The sequence below is a fragment of the Algoriphagus sp. PAP.12 genome, from assembly GCF_026652115.1.
Taxonomy (GTDB): domain Bacteria; phylum Bacteroidota; class Bacteroidia; order Cytophagales; family Cyclobacteriaceae; genus Algoriphagus.
Genome location: NZ_JAPPSQ010000009.1, coordinates 88351 through 105899, shown reverse-complemented (window position 1 = coordinate 105899; position 17549 = coordinate 88351). Strand labels below are relative to the sequence as shown.

Genomic DNA, 17549 nt, shown 5'->3' with positions numbered 1-17549 from the left:
CCCAAATCGTGTGGAAAATTATCAGTTAGATCCCATTGAAGATGCCATCGAGGCAATCAAAAACGGTGAAGTAATCATCGTTGTAGATGATGAGGATCGTGAAAATGAAGGTGATTTCGTCTGTGCTGCCGAAAAAGTAACGCCGGAGATTATCAATTTCATGGCAACTCATGGGCGAGGGTTGATTTGTGCACCTTTGATCGAGGACCGATGTGAAAAGCTGGGCCTTGAGTTGATGGTTGGACAAAATACTGCGGCCTTTGAAACTCCATTTACAGTTTCGGTAGATTTAATTGGACATGGATGTACCACTGGAATTTCTACTTCGGATCGAGCTAAAACTATCAAAGCTTTAGTAGATGATAGTATTGATCCTTCCGAACTGGGTAAACCTGGTCATATTTTCCCTTTGAAAGCCAAGCGTGGGGGAGTCTTAAGAAGAGCTGGTCATACAGAAGCAGCCATTGATTTCTCACGATTGGCAGGTTTACAACCAGCTGGGGTTTTGGTTGAAATCATGAATGAAGATGGAACAATGGCCCGACTTCCGGATTTGGTGGAGGTTGCCAAGCGTTTTAATCTGAAGTTAGTATCGATCAAGGATCTGATTGCGTATAGACTGAAGAACGAGTCATTGATCAAAAGAGAGATCGGAGTAGATATGCCTACCAATTGGGGAGATTTCGATTTGATTGCTTTCCGTCAGACCAATACTCAGGAGATCCATCTGGCTTTGATCAAAGGCACTTGGGAAAAAGATGAGCCAATTTTAGTTCGGGTGCATTCTTCCTGTGTGACAGGAGATATCTTTGGTAGCTGTCGTTGTGATTGTGGTCCTCAGCTCCATGCAGCTATGGAAATGGTTGAGAAAGAAGGGAAAGGCTTGGTGCTTTATATGAACCAGGAAGGAAGGGGAATCGGCTTAATTAATAAGTTGAAGGCCTATAAGCTACAGGAGCAGGGGATGGACACCGTTCAGGCTAATTTGGCTTTGGGTCTTCCGGAAGACTCCAGGGATTATGGAGTTGGAGCTCAGATTTTAAGGGATTTGGGAGTAAGCAAAATCAAATTGATATCCAATAATCCTCAAAAGAGGGTTGGGTTAATAGGGTATGGTTTGGAAATCGTGGAGCAAGTTCCAATCGAAATCAAGCCAAATCCCCATAATGAAAAGTACTTACAAACGAAGCGTGATAAGATGGGACACAACATTTTAAAATGATTTCGTTTTAGAATATATTAGGGAAAAAGGGCTGTCAATTTTCAACCCTAATTCCAGATTAACGTTAATTCAAGCATGATAGAATCCATGAAAAAAGCATTAATTACATTCTCTTTGCTATTTGTGGGAGCGCTCTCTTTGCTTGCGCAAAATCAGTTCCCTTCCCAGATTTGGCATAAAGGAAATATATACGGTACAGAAGGTCAGACCTATGCAGGTTTGGTCAAATATGATCTGGAAAATAATCTTGTTCAGTTACAAACTGAGACAATTTCAACGTTTACGGCTTCTAACGTCAGCTATTTTGAAATTTTTGATGAGACCTATGGTGGATTAAGAAGGTTTTATAGTCTTCCTTATAGCTTAAATGGAGATTACGAAACACCTGTTTTCTTTGAGGTATTGACCGAAGGAAATGACATAGCCTTGCTTTGTCGAGAATATGTAGCAACAGATTCTAGAAATATGGGGACATGGGGACCCATGGGAATGAATCCTTTTTGGGGACCTCAAACCATGACTGGATACCGTTTGGCATTTAACTATTACTTTTTCAAGGACAATGAGATTCAAAAGTATAGTTTGAAGAAAAAGGATCTCTTTGCTTTCTTGCCTGGGCACAATGATGAGATCAGCCTATTTATGCGAAAAAATAGATTGGAGCATGATAGAAGAGGGGATTTGCTTCGAATTACAGCTTATTACAATGAATTGAATAAGAACTAATTCAAGGATAAATCATTGATTCTACTTATGGTTTAGAATAGGATTTGCTCTTAATATTTAATAAACCTCAAAGAAAATTTCTTTAAAAAGGATAGGGGTTGAGTCATAGAGCTATAACTTTTTTTAATAAATCATTCAAGCATGAAAAAATCCTTAATAAAAGCAGTATTTACCCTGAGCTTGCTATTTGTAGGACCACTCTTCTTGTTTGCTCAAAATCAGTTCCCTTCGCAGATTTGGCATAAAGGTACTATCTATGGTACAGATGGTCAGGTTTATCAAGGCATGGTGAAATATGATTTGGAGAATAATCTGGTTCAGTTACAAGCTGAGACCATTACTACCTATACAGCTTCCAATGTCAATCATTTTGAAATTCAAAAAGCTACAAACGATGGGCTAAGAAGTTTTTATAGCCTTCCTTATAGTCCAAATGGGGATAATGAAACACCGGTTTTCTTTGAGGTCCTGACTGAGGGAAATGATTTTGCACTTTTGTGTAGAGAATACATTGAGGCTCATTACAAAGATACAGGAACAAAGGGAGTAGTTGGAATGATGCCTTCGAATGGTCCAAAGACTTTAACAGGTTATAAACTAGCCTTCGACTATTATTTTTTTAAAAATAATGAGATTCAAAAATATAATTTGAAGAAAAAAGATCTCTTTACATTCCTTCCTGGTTACGATGAAGAAATCAATCTTTATATGCGAAAAAATCAATTAGAGTATAATGAAAGAGGAGATTTGCTTCAGATTACTGCTTATTACAACGAATTGAATAAAAACTGATACATGTCAAAGCCACTTATTCTCGTCTCCAATGACGATGGAATCACTTCTAAAGGAATTCGCGTTTTAGTATCCATTATGAAAAAACTGGGGGATGTTGTGGTGGTGGCGCCAGACAGTCCTCAGTCGGGAATGGGGCATGCCATTACAATCGGTGAAACTCTTCGATTGGCAGAGGAAGATATTTTTGAGGGTGTAACAGCTTATAAATCAAGTGGAACTCCTGCTGATTGTGTGAAGATTGCCAAGCATTATGTATTGAAGGATCGCACTCCTGACTTAGTGGTCAGTGGGATCAATCATGGATCTAATACCTCCATTTCAGTTTTGTATTCCGGAACTATGTCTGCGGCCATCGAAGGGGCCTTGGAGGGCTATCCTTCTATTGGTTTTAGTTTATGCGATTATTCCTCAAAAGCTGATTTTTCCCATATTGAAGAATGGGTAGAAAAGATTGCAAGACAGGTTTTGGAAAACGGGATTGCAAAGGGAGTTGCTTTAAATGTAAACTTTCCTCCCAAGCAAAACGAACCAATCCAAGGAGTGAAAGTTTGTCGCCAAGCGGATGCCAAATGGCAGGAAGAGTTTGACGAGAGATTTGATCCAACAGGAAGAAAGTACTTTTGGCTGGCAGGAAATTTTGTGAATTTTGACAAAGGAGAGGACAATGATGAATGGGCAATTGCTAATAATTATGTGTCCATTGTTCCTTGTCAATATGACTTAACTGCCCATCATGCTATTTCTCAGATGAATAAAGATTGGGATTGGGAAAAATTAAAATAACTTTTTAAATCTGAGATTCTCCATCTTTTCGTATATAGATTATCACTAAAAATAATTGCATTCAACTGAATCTCATTAATTTGCAGGTTCAAATTTCAAAGAAGCGTGAGAAAGTACTGGATTCATTTTAGTATTTTATTTTTCTGTCTATTTGTAAGCCCAACTATACATGCACAAAATGTACAATTGGATAGTTTACGAAACCTTCTGACCGAATCTGAAGGAAAGATGCGTGTTGATTTATTGGTAGAACTTTCTTTCTTATTAAGGGAAATCAATCAGGAAGAAGCAATGGGTTTTGCAGTGGAGGCAGAAAAATTAGCCTCTGAAATGCAAGATTTACACGGAGAATCCAAGGCAAAAGAGAATATAAGTTGGATCTATTATAGAACAGGTAATTGGCAGAAGGCATTTTTATATGCTGAAGATGCCTATCAAATTTCTTTAGAAGTAGGTGATAATTTAGGTGCAGCCAGGGTTTTGAATAATATGGGAGCCCTGTACTACGAGCAGCAAAATTACAGAATGGCGATCCGTCAATTCAAGCGCGCCTACGAAATCAGTATGGATTCTGAAGATTTGTATACCCAAATCCGAAGTTTAAATAATGTGGCATTCAATTTTAGTCAATTGGGTGAATTGGATTCTGCATTATTCTTTGCAAAAAAAGCCATTCAGACGAATACCGATGCTGGATCTCCTTATTTAACCTCATTTTCCAATAGAGTAATTGGGGATGTTTTTCTAGCGAAAGGTCAATTGGATTCTGCCGAAAATTATTTCGAAAGATCCTTGGATATGGCAAGAAGTCAAGGAATTACTACAACTATCGCCAGTGTCATTCATAGGTTAGGGAATACCTATATCCAGTTGGGAAAACTTAATCAAGCCCAAAGGGTTCTCGAAGAAGGAGTTTTGCTTTCTCAAGCTCATAATTTGAGGGATGAATTAGCAAAAAGTCATAAATATTTGGCAGAGGTTTATAGACAAAGAGGGGATATTAATTCCGCTTTTGATCACCAAAGTATGTATTTAGCTATTAATGATTCTTTGGTTAATAAATCCAACCGGGATAGAATAGCGCTGATGCAGGGTATGTTTGAACAAAACCTTGAAAGATCAGAATTGGAATTGCTGAAGGCTCAAAATGAAAACCAAGCGACTAAACTGGATTTTATAAAAAAGGTAGTATGGATTATTTCCATAGCTACAATTTTGATTTTCGCTTTGCTGATTTGGCTCTTTAGATTAAATAGAAATGTAGAAAAATTCAATACTAGGCTAGTCAAACAGCAAAAGTTAATAGAAAACCAAAATTCCGATTTGGAAGAGAAATCCAGACAACTTGAAGAGATAAATCAAACCAAAAACAAATTATTTTCAATACTTGGTCATGACCTAAGAGGCCCAGTCGGACAAGTGAAATCCATAGTGGATTTGGCATCTACGACTCATTTGAGTAAGGAAGAATTTGATGAGTTATTGAGCTCAATGAAAAAAGATCTGGATACCGTTCATTTCACTTTGACTAATACTTTGAAATGGTCCACTGCCCAAATGGAGGGCTTTCAGATTCACCCTGTCAAAATAAATTTGAGGGAAGTTGTGGATGCTTCTATTTCACTATTAAGCAATCAAATCAGAGCAAAGGATATTGAGGTTTTGGTTCAGATGCCTGAAAATTTACCTGTATTAATTGATCGAGATATAATAGAGGTTGTGGTTAGAAACATCTTGAATAATGCTATCAAATACTCTCAAAAAGGAAAAACGATTGAAGTGAATGTTCGGCAAATAGATGGGATGTTGAATTGGTGTGTAAAAGATGAGGGAATTGGCATGACCCAAGAGCAAATCAATGAGATTTTAAGCTCCAAGATTTCATTGACTAATTCGAGACCCGGAACAAACCGAGAAAAGGGTTCAGGTTTAGGTTTACAGGTCTGCAAGGAATTTGTCTCGATGTGTGATGGAGAGTTAACTATTGAAAGTGAATTAGGGAAAGGTTCACGCTTCTGTGTGAGTCTTCCTGTCAAACTTCCAACAGGGCTACTTGATCCTGTGGATTCTTAAGAAATCTCGGGGCTGGATTGGCTGCTGAATGATCCCTAGTGTGACCATTTTATCCATTGATTTTTTCAATTCTCCCAAACTTACTGTTTCTGTCGTGGCCCATTTAGTTTGTGATATCCAAGCTTTGACATCCTTTTCCTGAAGTTCATAGGCTATTGAGATGGCTCTGATTGTGTCAGATTTTGATTTTTCCAATCGATAAGATTCTTCATAGACTAGATCTCTCAATTGAAATATCTCCTCGCCAAATTCCTTCAGTGCTTGGTCGCTGGCAATTATTGAAAAGCAAGGCCAAGGGCTCGGTATTTCTCCAATTCGTTTCATTTTTTTTGAGTCTACCCATGGCTTGGTAGTGAATTTTTCCCAAAGAAAAAGACCATCGGGATTGTTTTGATAGGCTACTAATGCACCAGGTAAATTGGAAACTACCTCAAATTGAAGGGTCTCTGGATTCCATTTTTCCCTTTCAGCTAAAGCAAGTCCCATTAATTGAGACCCAGATCCAGGCCTACTGATATAAAAAAGTGGTCTAGAAATATCAGACAAGGCATTCAACTTACTATTTATCCCAACATGAATTCCCCAAATAAGCGGTGATATTACGTGGTAACCAATCATTTTGGATGGATTTCCTGCTTCAAAATCCTTTAGAAAACTTTCTGTTAAAATCAGCGCTATTTCTGTATCACCATTTCTGAGTGCTAAATTCATTTGACCAGAACCTCTACTTTCGTCTATCCACTCTAGTTCGATATCTTTATCTAAAAACGGTTGATTTTGGATGACGTTTTTCCAAGGAAAATTGAAGTGTTCAGGAACACCTGTTACTCGTAAGGTTTTCATTTATTTGGGTTTTTGCAAAAGTAATAGCTAGTGCTTGAAAAGCGCAGTGTTTTAAATTGAAAGGAGAATATTAGACCTAAATGGCCTGAATATAATTGTAAGGTATTAGCAATTCGATTTCAAATTTAATTGAATGTCTTTAGAATAGCCCAGAAAGTATGATTGGCTCATAGATATGATCAATTTCCAGAAATGGAAGAGCTTTAATTTCATAAAATGGGTGTTCATGCTCAGGAAGTGGATCAAATTCTGTCAATTTTTCCAAGAAAGCATAGTTTTCATTCTCGAGACTGAAGCTTTGGCCATTTAAGCTTACTACATCAGTCTGAAATCCGTGGAGATAAACTCTGATTTTTTTATAACTGGAATTTCTGTTTCCTTCGACAGGACCTATTGTCATTGACATTTGCTGGGGAGAATAAGTGATTTCTCTCATGAAGTATTCTTCTTTCAAATATCCCATCGATTCCCCGTCATCCTCATAATGGAGGTAAGCACCTGCTTGATTACTGCAGTAAACATGAAGATGTAAAATTCCATCGTGTATTTCACTTGTGTTAGACCTTTCTGATTGCATGCCGAAAATTGAGCCACTTTTCACAAAAACAGGCAAGTAATTCAGTGGGCAGTCTATATAAATTTCATTTTCCCCAGTGAAAAACTCATCAGAATAAAGACTGTACCAAGTTCCTTCCGGTAAATAGATCTTGGTGATTTCTTTGGTGCTTTCAACCGGAGCAACTAGAAACCTATCACAAAATAAAAATTGATTTTGATAAGCTGTTTGGTAGATTTTTGGGTCTAGGGAATAGGATATAGCTAAGCTAGAGTTGATTGGAAGTCCGTTTTGAGAAGATTCAAAAAATTTAGAATAAATAGTTGGTAAGAGTTTATATCTCAATTTGATATAATTCCTGCTGATTTCTTCCACCTCTTCACCAAAAGCCCAAGGTTCTGCATCCTTGGTATTGATCATGGAATGAGCCCGGAATAGGGGAGTGAAGGCTCCTATACTCATCCACCTAGCATATAGTGATTTTGATGCTTCACCGGCAAAACCTCCGACATCAAATCCACAAAAAGGCACGCCACTCAATCCCAAACTATTGACAAGTCTTACACCCGCCAACATATGCTCTTCAGATGCTACATTATCTCCTGTCCACGCTGCAGCATATCGTTGGATTCCTGCAAATCCTGAGCGGGTTAATACAAACGGTCTGAGGTTTTGGTTTTGATAAATTGAACCTTCCTGAGCACTTCTTGCCATCTGCATTCCATAAATATTTCTGGCTTTCCGATGAGAAACTTCCTCTCCTTCAAAATCAAACTCTATCACATTGGGGGTGAATTGCCCCCAAGAAGCGGGTTCATTCATATCGGTCCAAAATCCATCAACTCCTGCCTCTGTATAAAATTTCATTTTTTCGGCCCACCATTGTCTTGTTTTTGGATTGGTAAAATCTGGAAATGCGCACCATCCAGGCCAGACTTGCCCTTGGTATTCGTCACCGTCTGGGTATTTGACAAATAAACCAGCTGATTTACCTTCCAAATACGGCTGGTATTTTTCATCTACTTTGATTCCTGGATCCATAATAACGACAACTCGGAAACCTTTTGACTTTAAGAATTGAATCAAGGACTTTGGGTCAGGGAATTTTTTACCATCAAATGTGAATACTTTGTATTCTTCCATATGATGAATGTCCAGATAAATAACATCAGCAGGCATATCTTTATCCCGAAATGTTTGGGCAAGTGTTTTTACCTCCGATTCCGGATAATAGCTGTAGCGACACTGTTGATATCCCAATGACCAGAGTGGAGGCAGCTGCATTTTCCCTGTTAAGTCGCTGTATTTGGAAATGATTCCGGCAATGTCTTGGTCATGGATAAAATAATAATCCATTTCGCCATCCTCAGCTGAAAAATACATGAATCGATTAGTGCTAGCACCAAAGTTGAAGACTGATTTATGGGTGTTATCAAAGTAAATCCCATAAGCACCTTTTTCATGAATTCCGATATAGAATGGAATGCTCATGTATAAAGGATCGTCTCCGGTGCCATAGGCAAAATAGTCCGTATTCCAGTTGGTGTAAGCTTGTCCTACTCTATTGAGGTTGCCGGTTTTTTCTCCAAGCGCAATAAATTTTTCTTCCTTTTGAACCTTTTTGTAACAAGAAACCTCAGTTCCTATCCAGGATATTCCCAATGGATCATCCTGATTTAGAATATTGCCATTTTTATCATAAAAGGTGCATGCAAAAGGAGATAGGGTAACTTCTAATTTGATCTGGGTAGTGGAAAGGGTAATTCCTGTTTGGGTCTCATTAAGTTGGAAATCCGATTCAGTATCAACTTTTAGGACCGAATAAGGATTGGGATAAAAAAAATCAGATTTGCTTGCCTGAATACGAAGGATATGTGGATTGAGGACAGTGATCTGGAAAAAGCCGTTTTCAGTTTTTCCTTTGATTCCATGGGGTATTGGTTCGATCTCTAGCGTTGAGCCTATTCCCAAATAGGAAGCTGACGATTGTGGCCGATTCTGCATGGTGTCGAAAATAGGTTTAGGATGTTGAACAGAGTACCTCTATGAAATAGCAATTTATATTCGAATTTCTGCCAAAAAGCAATTTATTAATATTTAAAGAGGTTGAATGCTGTTTTCATTACTTCAGAAATCTATAGAATAAAGCTTCAAAAAGGGATGCTTGGGGCTGGCTTTTCAAATTTTGAAGGATTTCAAATTGGAATTGGGGAATTTTATTGCAGGGATTTATATCTTTGAAGCGTTTGAAAGCAGACAGGCGTGATTTAGCGCTTTAAGAAAAATAACCAAACCTAACTCAAACATGAAATTTAAACCTGGTGTAAAATATGGTCAGGAACTCAGAGATCTTTACGCTTATGCGAAAGAGAATGAGTTTGCTATGCCAGCAGTGAATGTGATTGGTACCAATTCAGTGAATGCTGTTTTGGAAACCGCCAAGAAATTAAATTCTCCGGTAATTATTCAGTTCTCCAATGGTGGAGCCCAATTCTTTGCAGGTAAAGGACTAGCCAATGATAAGCAGCAAGCAAGTATTGCTGGTGCTGTTTCGGGTGCGCATCACGTTCACCAAATGGCTGAAGCTTATGGTGTGCCTGTGATTTTGCATACTGACCATGCGGCTAAGAAATTATTGCCTTGGATTGACGGCATGTTGGAAGCTGGAAAAGCTTATTATGCAGCTAATGGTAGGCCTTTGTTCTCTTCCCATATGTTGGATCTTTCTGAAGAGCCTTTGGAAGAAAATGTGGAGATTTCTTGCAATTATTTCAAGGAGTTCGAAAAGCTTCAGATGGCAATAGAAATTGAATTGGGTGTAACCGGTGGTGAAGAAGATGGAGTAGATAATACTGATATCGATTCTTCAAAGTTGTACACCCAACCTGAAGAAGTTGCTTACGCATATGAGAATTTGAAGCAAATTGGCGACTTATTTACCATTGCAGCAGCTTTTGGAAATGTTCACGGTGTTTACAAGCCAGGAAATGTGAGCTTGAAGCCGATCATCTTGAAGAACTCTCAGGACTATATCAATGAGAAATATGGATTGAGTGGTAAGCCATTGAATTTTGTATTCCATGGTGGATCTGGTTCTTCAGTGGAGGAGATCAGAGAGGCGAACTCTTATGGTTCTATCAAAATGAATATCGATACAGATATGCAGTGGGCTATGTGGGAAGGTATTTTGAATTACTACAAAAAGAATGAAGGATACCTTCAGACTCAATTGGGTAACACAGAAGGTCCTGATAGTCCAAACAAGAAATTCTATGATCCTCGTGTTTGGTTAAGAAAAGGCGAAGAAAACTTCGTTAAGCGTTTGGAGATGGCATTTGATATGCTCAACGCAGTCAACAAAAACTAATCAAAATAGAAAGTCACTCGAAAGAGTGACTTTTTTTATAGTTTGAAAGTTCTGAAAATGGACTTTGTGAGGAGTTCTTCCCCAAAGTAGAATATCTATTGCTATCGGCTATAATTTGAAATATTGCATTCAGGTATTTTAGCCAAATATTCAAACTTTATTCCTGATTTCATCTTGTTGGTACAAGGATTGGTTTAATATACTTATAAGATATCCCTAAATACCTCCTCCTTTTTTGGAAAAGGGGTTCAACCCAAATTCACCTATTTCTATTAAAAAATCCCGTAATTATTTATTTGTGATTTAATCAAGATTAATTGAATCTTACAAAGATTATTTAGGGTTTTATTATTTAAACATTTTGATTTTCAGCGAAATAGTTCTGAAATTGATGTTTTTAATTTATTTAATTGAAATTTAGAAACTTAACAATAATATCAACGAAAAAATCCGCCACTCTACGAATTTTAGAAACGTATTAGGGAGATTTTCTTTATGTTTGCCGATCCTAGTAATAAATTATAGATAGACCATCAACATATGCAGAAGATTTGGACAGGGGTACAGTTTGCCCTGGTTTTTTTGATCGCAGTAGGCTGCGTTTCCAATGAGAAAATCATCTACCTCCAAAACTTAGAAGGAGAAGAAGTAATTGAGGAAGGAGAATTAATTACCTACGAAATCCCAGAGTACAAGCTCCAATACAATGACATCATAGATGTCAATGTACAAACAGTGGAGGACATGTTACAGTTTGGGTTTAATAACAAGGCTGGTGTTTCTATGAATGGACAAATGGGAAACATAGCTTCGCAATCTGGTGGCGATATCTATTATATGACTGGATATACTGTTGATAAAAATGGGAATATTCAGGTTCCCATGCTTGGAGATGTATATGTGAAAGATAAAACTTTGGAAGAAGCGAGAGTTGAAATTGAAGAAAGATTGCGGAGATTTGTAAAATCTGACTTGTATGTAAAAGTTAAATTAGGAGGTATTCGCTATTCAGCTCTGGGAGAGTTTAGAAGACCTGGGAAATTTGTGGTTCTCCAAGATAGAATGACTATTTTTGAGGCAATTGCTAATGCCGGTGATTTGACTCCCATTGCAAAAAGAGATGTGATACTATTGATTCGACAATATCCAGAGGGTACCAAATTGCATAGGATCAACTTAAATGATAGGCAAGTCGTGAAGTCTCCTTTTTACTTCATTCAGCCAAATGATCAAATTTATGCAGAACCGATGAAGGTTCGTGAAATTGGAGCTGGTGAAAATGCTGCCCAGTCCATTTCTTTGGTAATTTCTTCTATTACTGCTGCTGCCTTAATTATCAACCTTATTATTTCATTAAACAAATAATGAATTCCTCGACTCAAAACTTTAATCAAGGAAATTCTCAACCATTTATTCAACAAAAGGAGGATGAGATTGATTTAAAGGTTCTTTTATTCAATTACCTGCAATATTGGCCACTGATTTTGGCATTTATGGTTGCCGGTATTATTGGAGCCTTCCTTTTTAATAGATATTCAACTCCAATTTACAATATTCAATCCTCAGTCTTGGTAAAAGATGAACAGCCGAGTCTTGGAATGGATCTGTTTGAATCTGCTGGATTTGGTCTACAAGGAAAGAATAATATTGAAAATGAAATTGGAATTCTAAAATCCTATTCACTTGCAGAAGAAGCTGTCAACGAGTTGAATTTGAATGTTCAATATTTCGTTGAAGGGGTTTTGAGAACAACTCAGGTTTATGAGAAAATTCCAGTGTTAGTAGAAGTTAATTGGAAACAGCCTCAAGTTGTGGGAGGGATGTTTACCATAGAAGTTTTGGATGATAGAACTTTTGAGCTTGGAGTAGGTGATGATGAGTTTTCCGTTTTTAATCCAGCAGACCCTTATTATAAAACCAAACCAGAGACAGATTTTCAATTGAAGAAATCTGTTTTCAATTTTGGAGAGTCGATTTCGGGCGAGAATTATTCCTTTAAAATCAATCAGATTTCTGCCTTACCTGGTGAAAAATTTCAATTCAGATTAATCGATACGCCATCTCTAGCACTAAAGTTCAAAGAAGAGCTGGGAGTTTCTCCGATTAATAAGCAAGCGTCCATTCTAAATCTAACTTTGGAAACTCCTGTAAGGAGATTAGGTGAAGATTACATCAATAAGTTGATGGAAATGTATTTGCAAAGGGAATTGGATGAAAAAAATAGAGCATCTGAAAGTACAGTTACTTTTATCGATAATCAACTTAGTGGAATTACAGAGTCTCTTGAAACCTCCGAAAATAGACTTCAAGAATACAGAACAGAAAATAATATTTTCAATCTATCTGAAGAAGGGGCGGTCATATTTGAAAAGATGCAGGAACTGGACAAGGAAAGGAGCCAGGCAGAATTAAACCTAAAATATTATCAAACTTTGAATGAGTATTTGAGCAATAATGCTGAAGGAGATTTGGTAGCACCATCTATTATTGGAGTGACTGATCCTTTACTGAATTCATTGGTTGAATCATTAAGTGAATTACAAGCTGAAAGAATTCGCCTTAGGTCAAATTTTTCAGACGAGTTGCCAGCTGTACGAGAAAATGCTACTCGAATAGAAAATTCAAAAAAAGCATTGCAAGAAAACGTAAGTTCAGCAATTCAAAATACTAGAAATGTTATTTCAGACTTGAATAGCCGAATTTCTTCTATCGAAAGAGATGTAAACTCACTGCCTGAAACCGAACGAAATTTATTGGGGATCCAAAGACAATTCTCTATTAATGAGAATATTTATATATATCTCCTTCAAAAGAAAGCGGAAGCCGAAATTACAAAAGCGGCAAATATGCCGAAGAACTCTATTTTGGATTTTGCCAAATCCAGCCAATTACCAATTGCCCCTAAAAGGTCACTAAATCTCTTGATTGGATTGATTTTGGGCTTTATAATTCCAATTGGTTTTATTACGGTAAAAGATTTTCTAAATACCAAAATTGAAGATCCAAAAGAATTGGAAAACCAAATCAAGGTTCCTTTGATTGGGATGATTGGTAGAGCAACCACAGAAGATAATCTTCCTGTATTAAATAGTCCAAGATCCACTGTGACAGAATCATTTAGATCCCTAAGAGCGGATATGTCTTATTTAAGTACCAATAAGGAGAAGTTAACTATTCTATTTACTTCTTCAATTTCCGGAGAAGGAAAGACTTTTGTTTCCATGAATATGGCTTCTGTTTTTGCTCTGATGGGTAAAAAGACAATTCTTCTAGGTCTTGATTTAAGGAAGCCAAAAATTGCCGAAGATTTCAATATGCCAAATGATATTGGAATGAGTACAGCCTTAAGTTCCAATACTTCCTGGAGAAATACTGTTAAGAAGACAGCCCATTCGGATTTGGATGTAATTCTATCTGGTCCAATTCCTCCAAACCCTGCAGAATTATTGCTTCAGGATAAGTTTACAAAAATCATTGAGGAGATTAAGGTAGAATATGATGTGGTTGTCTTTGACTGCCCTCCTGTAGGATTGGTTTCTGAAACAAAAGAACTGTTCGCCTTAGCGGATATTAATTTCTATGTCTTCCGTCAAGGATATTCTATGAAAGGAAATACCGCTATTTTGAATAATTTGGTAGAAAAAGGAGGAGTGACCAAAATGTATGGAATCTTAAATGACTTACATATTGACAAAGGCTATGGCTACGGGTATGGCTACGGATATGGTTATGGATATGGAGGGAATTCCTATGGATACCATGAGGAAGTTCAACTTCCTTGGTGGAAGAGAGCCTTAAGAAGAAAATCCTAAATTTTAGCCCGATGTATTCGGGGTTTTTATTTATAAGCTACAGAGATCTAGAAGGATTAATATCCGAAATATGCTCCTCGAAATAAAGTGGAAAATAGGCCTTCGGCGAAATATAAACATCTACAATCTCAATGAGGAACCACGTCTTCCGCCCATCTGCCATATATCAACCAAAACCTTAATAGCCTTAGGTTTTAAGCAAGGGTAAAAAATTAATCTTACTATTATCCACAATCTCACAAGTCTAATAAGGAATCGGCTAAAATGTAGCTTTGAAGTACCATTCTTGCAAGCATCCGTCATCGGGCATCGGACACCCGGCTGGATTAGCTAAGAAAATTAGGCTACTGAAATCATTGTGGATAATTGCAAAAATTAAATACCATTTCCCTCGGCCATTGGATTTTTAAAAAAACGAAGAAATATTGCCGAGAAGGTATAGAAAATAAATTTTCAGGAAGGTGAATAAAAATGGAAAATAAAGAATTGGGCTAAAGCCCAGCTCAATACTAAATTGTTTTTTAGCATGGGCTAAAGCGCCATTCTTACTCAAGATTACCATTATACCTCGTCCTCTTTCCAGAAAGATAAATTCCAATTTTCACATTTTTATCCTCTAGCTTAAGCTAGAGGATAAAAATGTGAATACAATAATTGGGGCTTTAGCCCAATGATTATCAAGAGTGGTAAGCTGAAAATTCAATTTTAGAATCCCTTATTTATTCCAAATTTAAACCCCTCCATGAAAGCAATTTGGGGAATTACTCCACAGTTTTCCTCTTTAATTTTAATTGAATAATATTTATCAATTTTTTATACAAAGAATTTTAAGATGGTAAACCTTTATAAAGTAAGTTAAAACGCTGTAATTCAAATATTTGTAATTTATAGGGGCTAATTTATTAAACCACTTAGAACTTAAGATTTTATGGGTTTTGTTTTTGCAATAATGCTAGCATGGATGCAATTTCAATACTTTCGAAAATCTTTATTGGTTACAAAACCAAGAAGAAGTTGGTAAAAGGTATTCCCATGGTTTATAAATACTCTGGGAAACCTGTTTTTTTTGATCCAATTTCGATGATTCAGGAGGCTTCTTTTAAAATATCTTCTTCAAGACTCGATTTTAAAAAGGGTTTGGAAGATCTGCAAAAAGATGAGCAGTTTGAGCACGGAAAATTAGAGCCTTCTGTAAGTGTTTCCTGGAACCAAAACAATAAAAAAATGAAGGCCTTCCGATTTGTGAAAGCTGATTCAGATAAAGCATCAAGTCTATATGAATTTTATGCCAATGATTCGCTTTTTGCCACTTTTTTAAGGATTTATGACTTTGGGAAAGATTTTGAAAATTTCAAAAGCTCTCTGAAAAATCAAATCCCAAATGATTCTGAAATGTCTAAGGGAATCAAAATCCAAGTTAATGCGGATACTATTTTTTATGCAGAAAATTTTGGACATAGTCAATTTTGGAAATTGAAAATTTGCCCAGAATTGTTAGGGCTTGATTAGACCGAATCGTCTATTCTTTAAGTGAAATACATAAAAATGTATATGAAAAATCCTTTAAAAATTAGGATAAAAAATGAGTACTAAAACTACTCAGTTGATTATATTTACAACAGAAAATAGGGAGTAAAACTGTCAAAAATTAATAATATGACAGTTTTTTCTTCTTTTTTTTAAAAAAATGACTGCTTTAGGGCAGTCTATTTAATTACCAAATATCTAAGCTAAGACTATACTGCAGACGAGAAAATAGGAGAAGGAGATATAATTTCAGAGACATAGTCTTTTTTAGCTCTTTCAACTTTTTTTCTTTTTTAATGTATGGGACTGAAAGGGCGAAGCTGTATCTGCCATTTTTTTAAGCTGGAATAAATTGTTATTCGTTTTAGAGTAAGAAAAAGAGAATGAAAAAAGCCATCATTGTTTCTGGTTACTTTAATCCCTTACATAAAGGACATATTGAGTATTTTAACCATGCCAAGGCCTTAGGAGATGAACTGATAGTCATTGTTAATAATGACTTGCAGCGTGCTTTAAAAGGCTCGGAGGAATTTCAAAAAGAGGAAGAACGACTTTTTATAGTTTCCAATATAAAAAGTGTGGATAGGGTCTTTTTATCTCTTGACCAGGACCGGACAGTTTGTGAGACGATCCTACATATTTATAAAGAACTTTCAAATTCTTACCAATTGGCATTCGCCAACGGGGGAGATCAGAATAATCAATCCATTCCTGAGGTTCCAGTTTGTGAGGAATTAGGTATCCAATTGATTGATGGTTTGGGAGAGAAAATTCAATCAAGTAGTTGGCTATTAAAGAGATAGGAGTGTATAGAAATGAATAAAAACACAAAAATATACATCGCTGGCCATAGAGGTATGGTTGGCTCAGCCATCTGGAGAGCCTTGGAAACAAAGGGTTATTCCAATTTGATTGGTCAATCTTCTAAAGAACTGGACTTAAGGAATCAGAATTCTGTTGAGAACTTTTTCAAAAATGAGAAACCTGATGTAGTTATTGACGCCGCAGCTAGGGTGGGAGGGATTTTAGCAAATAATACCTATCCCTATCAGTTTTTGATGGAGAATATGCAGATTCAAAATAATCTGATCAATTCCTCTTTAAAAGCTGATGTTGAGAAGTTTATATTCTTGGGTTCTTCCTGTATTTATCCAAAAATGGCTCCTCAACCTTTAAAAGAGGATTATTTGTTGACAGGTCCTTTGGAACCGACTAACGAATGGTATGCCGTAGCAAAAATTACTGGAGTAAAAGCATGCGAAGCAATTAGAAAGCAATTTGGGAAGGATTATATCTCCTTAATGCCTACTAATTTATATGGCCCTTATGATAATTTTGATCTGAAGACTTCCCATGTGCTACCTGCCATGATCCGGAAGTTTCATGATGCTAAATTAAATGGAAACATTCCAGTAGAACTTTGGGGATCTGGAGCTCCGATGAGGGAATTTTTATATGTTGAGGATTTGGCTGAAGCTGTGGTTTTTGCTTTGGAAAATGAATTTCAGGATAACCTCTATAATGTAGGAACAGGTACAGATTTGACTATCAAGGAACTAGCTGAGTTGATTCAAAAAACTGTAGGGCATAATGGGGAAATTCTTTGGGATTCTACTAAACCTGATGGAACTCCAAGAAAATTAATGGATGTTTCCAAAATGGAAAAAGCTGGCTGGAAAGCGAAAGTTGGATTGGAAGAGGGGATTAAGAGTACTTATGAATGGTTCTTGGAGAATCAGGAGAATTTTAAAGAGGTTAAAATTTAGTTATTGAGTTAAGAGTTAATAAGTTAATCATATTACCCATTACAATTAACATTTAACGTTTAGCCATTAACATTTAACA

13 protein-coding genes are annotated in these 17549 nt (G+C 36.6%); 11 read left to right on the top strand and 2 right to left on the bottom strand.

Annotated features, from left to right (window positions below):
* The first annotated feature begins 10 nt into the window (after positions 1 to 10).
* From O0V13_RS12435 to O0V13_RS12415, 5 genes are all read left to right on the top strand, one after another.
* Entirely contained in the window at positions 11 to 1222 is a 1212-nt protein-coding gene (locus O0V13_RS12435) for a bifunctional 3,4-dihydroxy-2-butanone-4-phosphate synthase/GTP cyclohydrolase II (protein WP_268035288.1), read from the top strand.
* Between the two features lie 87 nt (positions 1223 to 1309).
* Positions 1310 to 1948 carry a hypothetical protein gene (locus tag O0V13_RS12430; protein ID WP_073570780.1) on the top strand — a complete coding sequence of 213 codons (639 nt, stop codon included), beginning with the start codon at positions 1310 to 1312 and terminating at the stop codon, positions 1946 to 1948.
* A 141-nt stretch (positions 1949 to 2089) separates the two neighbouring features.
* The gene (locus O0V13_RS12425; protein ID WP_268035287.1) at positions 2090 to 2740 is read left to right on the top strand and encodes a hypothetical protein; all 651 of its coding nucleotides are present in this window, start codon (positions 2090 to 2092) and stop codon (positions 2738 to 2740) included.
* Between the two features lie 3 nt (positions 2741 to 2743).
* On the top strand, positions 2744 to 3526 hold the full coding sequence (gene surE / locus O0V13_RS12420) for a 5'/3'-nucleotidase SurE (RefSeq protein ID WP_073569734.1): 783 nt from the start codon (positions 2744 to 2746) through the stop codon (positions 3524 to 3526).
* A 105-nt stretch (positions 3527 to 3631) separates the two neighbouring features.
* Complete coding sequence (locus O0V13_RS12415) at positions 3632 to 5599, top strand: tetratricopeptide repeat-containing sensor histidine kinase (protein WP_268035286.1); 1968 nt, start codon at positions 3632 to 3634, stop codon at positions 5597 to 5599.
* Here O0V13_RS12415 and O0V13_RS12410 read toward each other — a convergent pair.
* Both O0V13_RS12410 and O0V13_RS12405 read right to left on the bottom strand, forming a co-directional pair.
* A complete protein-coding gene (locus O0V13_RS12410) occupies positions 5576 to 6442 on the bottom strand; it encodes an ABC transporter substrate-binding protein (RefSeq protein ID WP_268035285.1) in 867 nt (288 codons plus the stop codon). The two genes, O0V13_RS12415 and O0V13_RS12410, sit on opposite strands and share 24 nt — an antisense overlap.
* A gap of 139 nt (positions 6443 to 6581) precedes the next feature.
* On the bottom strand, positions 6582 to 9002 hold the full coding sequence (locus tag O0V13_RS12405) for a glycoside hydrolase family 31 protein (protein WP_268035284.1): 2421 nt from the start codon (positions 9000 to 9002) through the stop codon (positions 6582 to 6584).
* 301 nt (positions 9003 to 9303) lie between these two features.
* On the opposite strand from O0V13_RS12405, the gene fbaA reads away from it, so the two are divergent.
* From fbaA to O0V13_RS12375, 6 genes are all read left to right on the top strand, one after another.
* A complete protein-coding gene (gene fbaA / locus O0V13_RS12400; RefSeq protein ID WP_268035283.1) occupies positions 9304 to 10365 on the top strand; it encodes a class II fructose-bisphosphate aldolase in 1062 nt (353 codons plus the stop codon).
* A gap of 540 nt (positions 10366 to 10905) precedes the next feature.
* Positions 10906 to 11730, top strand: a complete 825-nt coding sequence (locus tag O0V13_RS12395) for a polysaccharide biosynthesis/export family protein (protein WP_268035282.1) — start codon at positions 10906 to 10908, stop codon at positions 11728 to 11730.
* Complete coding sequence (locus O0V13_RS12390; protein WP_268035281.1) at positions 11730 to 14177, top strand: GumC family protein; 2448 nt, start codon at positions 11730 to 11732, stop codon at positions 14175 to 14177. Before O0V13_RS12395 ends, O0V13_RS12390 begins: the two co-directional genes overlap by 1 nt.
* A 957-nt stretch (positions 14178 to 15134) precedes the next feature.
* On the top strand, positions 15135 to 15686 hold the full coding sequence (locus tag O0V13_RS12385; RefSeq protein ID WP_268035280.1) for a hypothetical protein: 552 nt from the start codon (positions 15135 to 15137) through the stop codon (positions 15684 to 15686).
* Between the two features lie 401 nt (positions 15687 to 16087).
* Positions 16088 to 16507 carry an adenylyltransferase/cytidyltransferase family protein gene (locus tag O0V13_RS12380; protein WP_268035279.1) on the top strand — a complete coding sequence of 140 codons (420 nt, stop codon included), beginning with the start codon at positions 16088 to 16090 and terminating at the stop codon, positions 16505 to 16507.
* 12 nt (positions 16508 to 16519) lie between these two features.
* Positions 16520 to 17470, top strand: a complete 951-nt coding sequence (locus O0V13_RS12375) for a GDP-L-fucose synthase family protein (protein WP_268035278.1) — start codon at positions 16520 to 16522, stop codon at positions 17468 to 17470.
* The last annotated feature ends 79 nt before the right edge of the window (positions 17471 to 17549 follow it).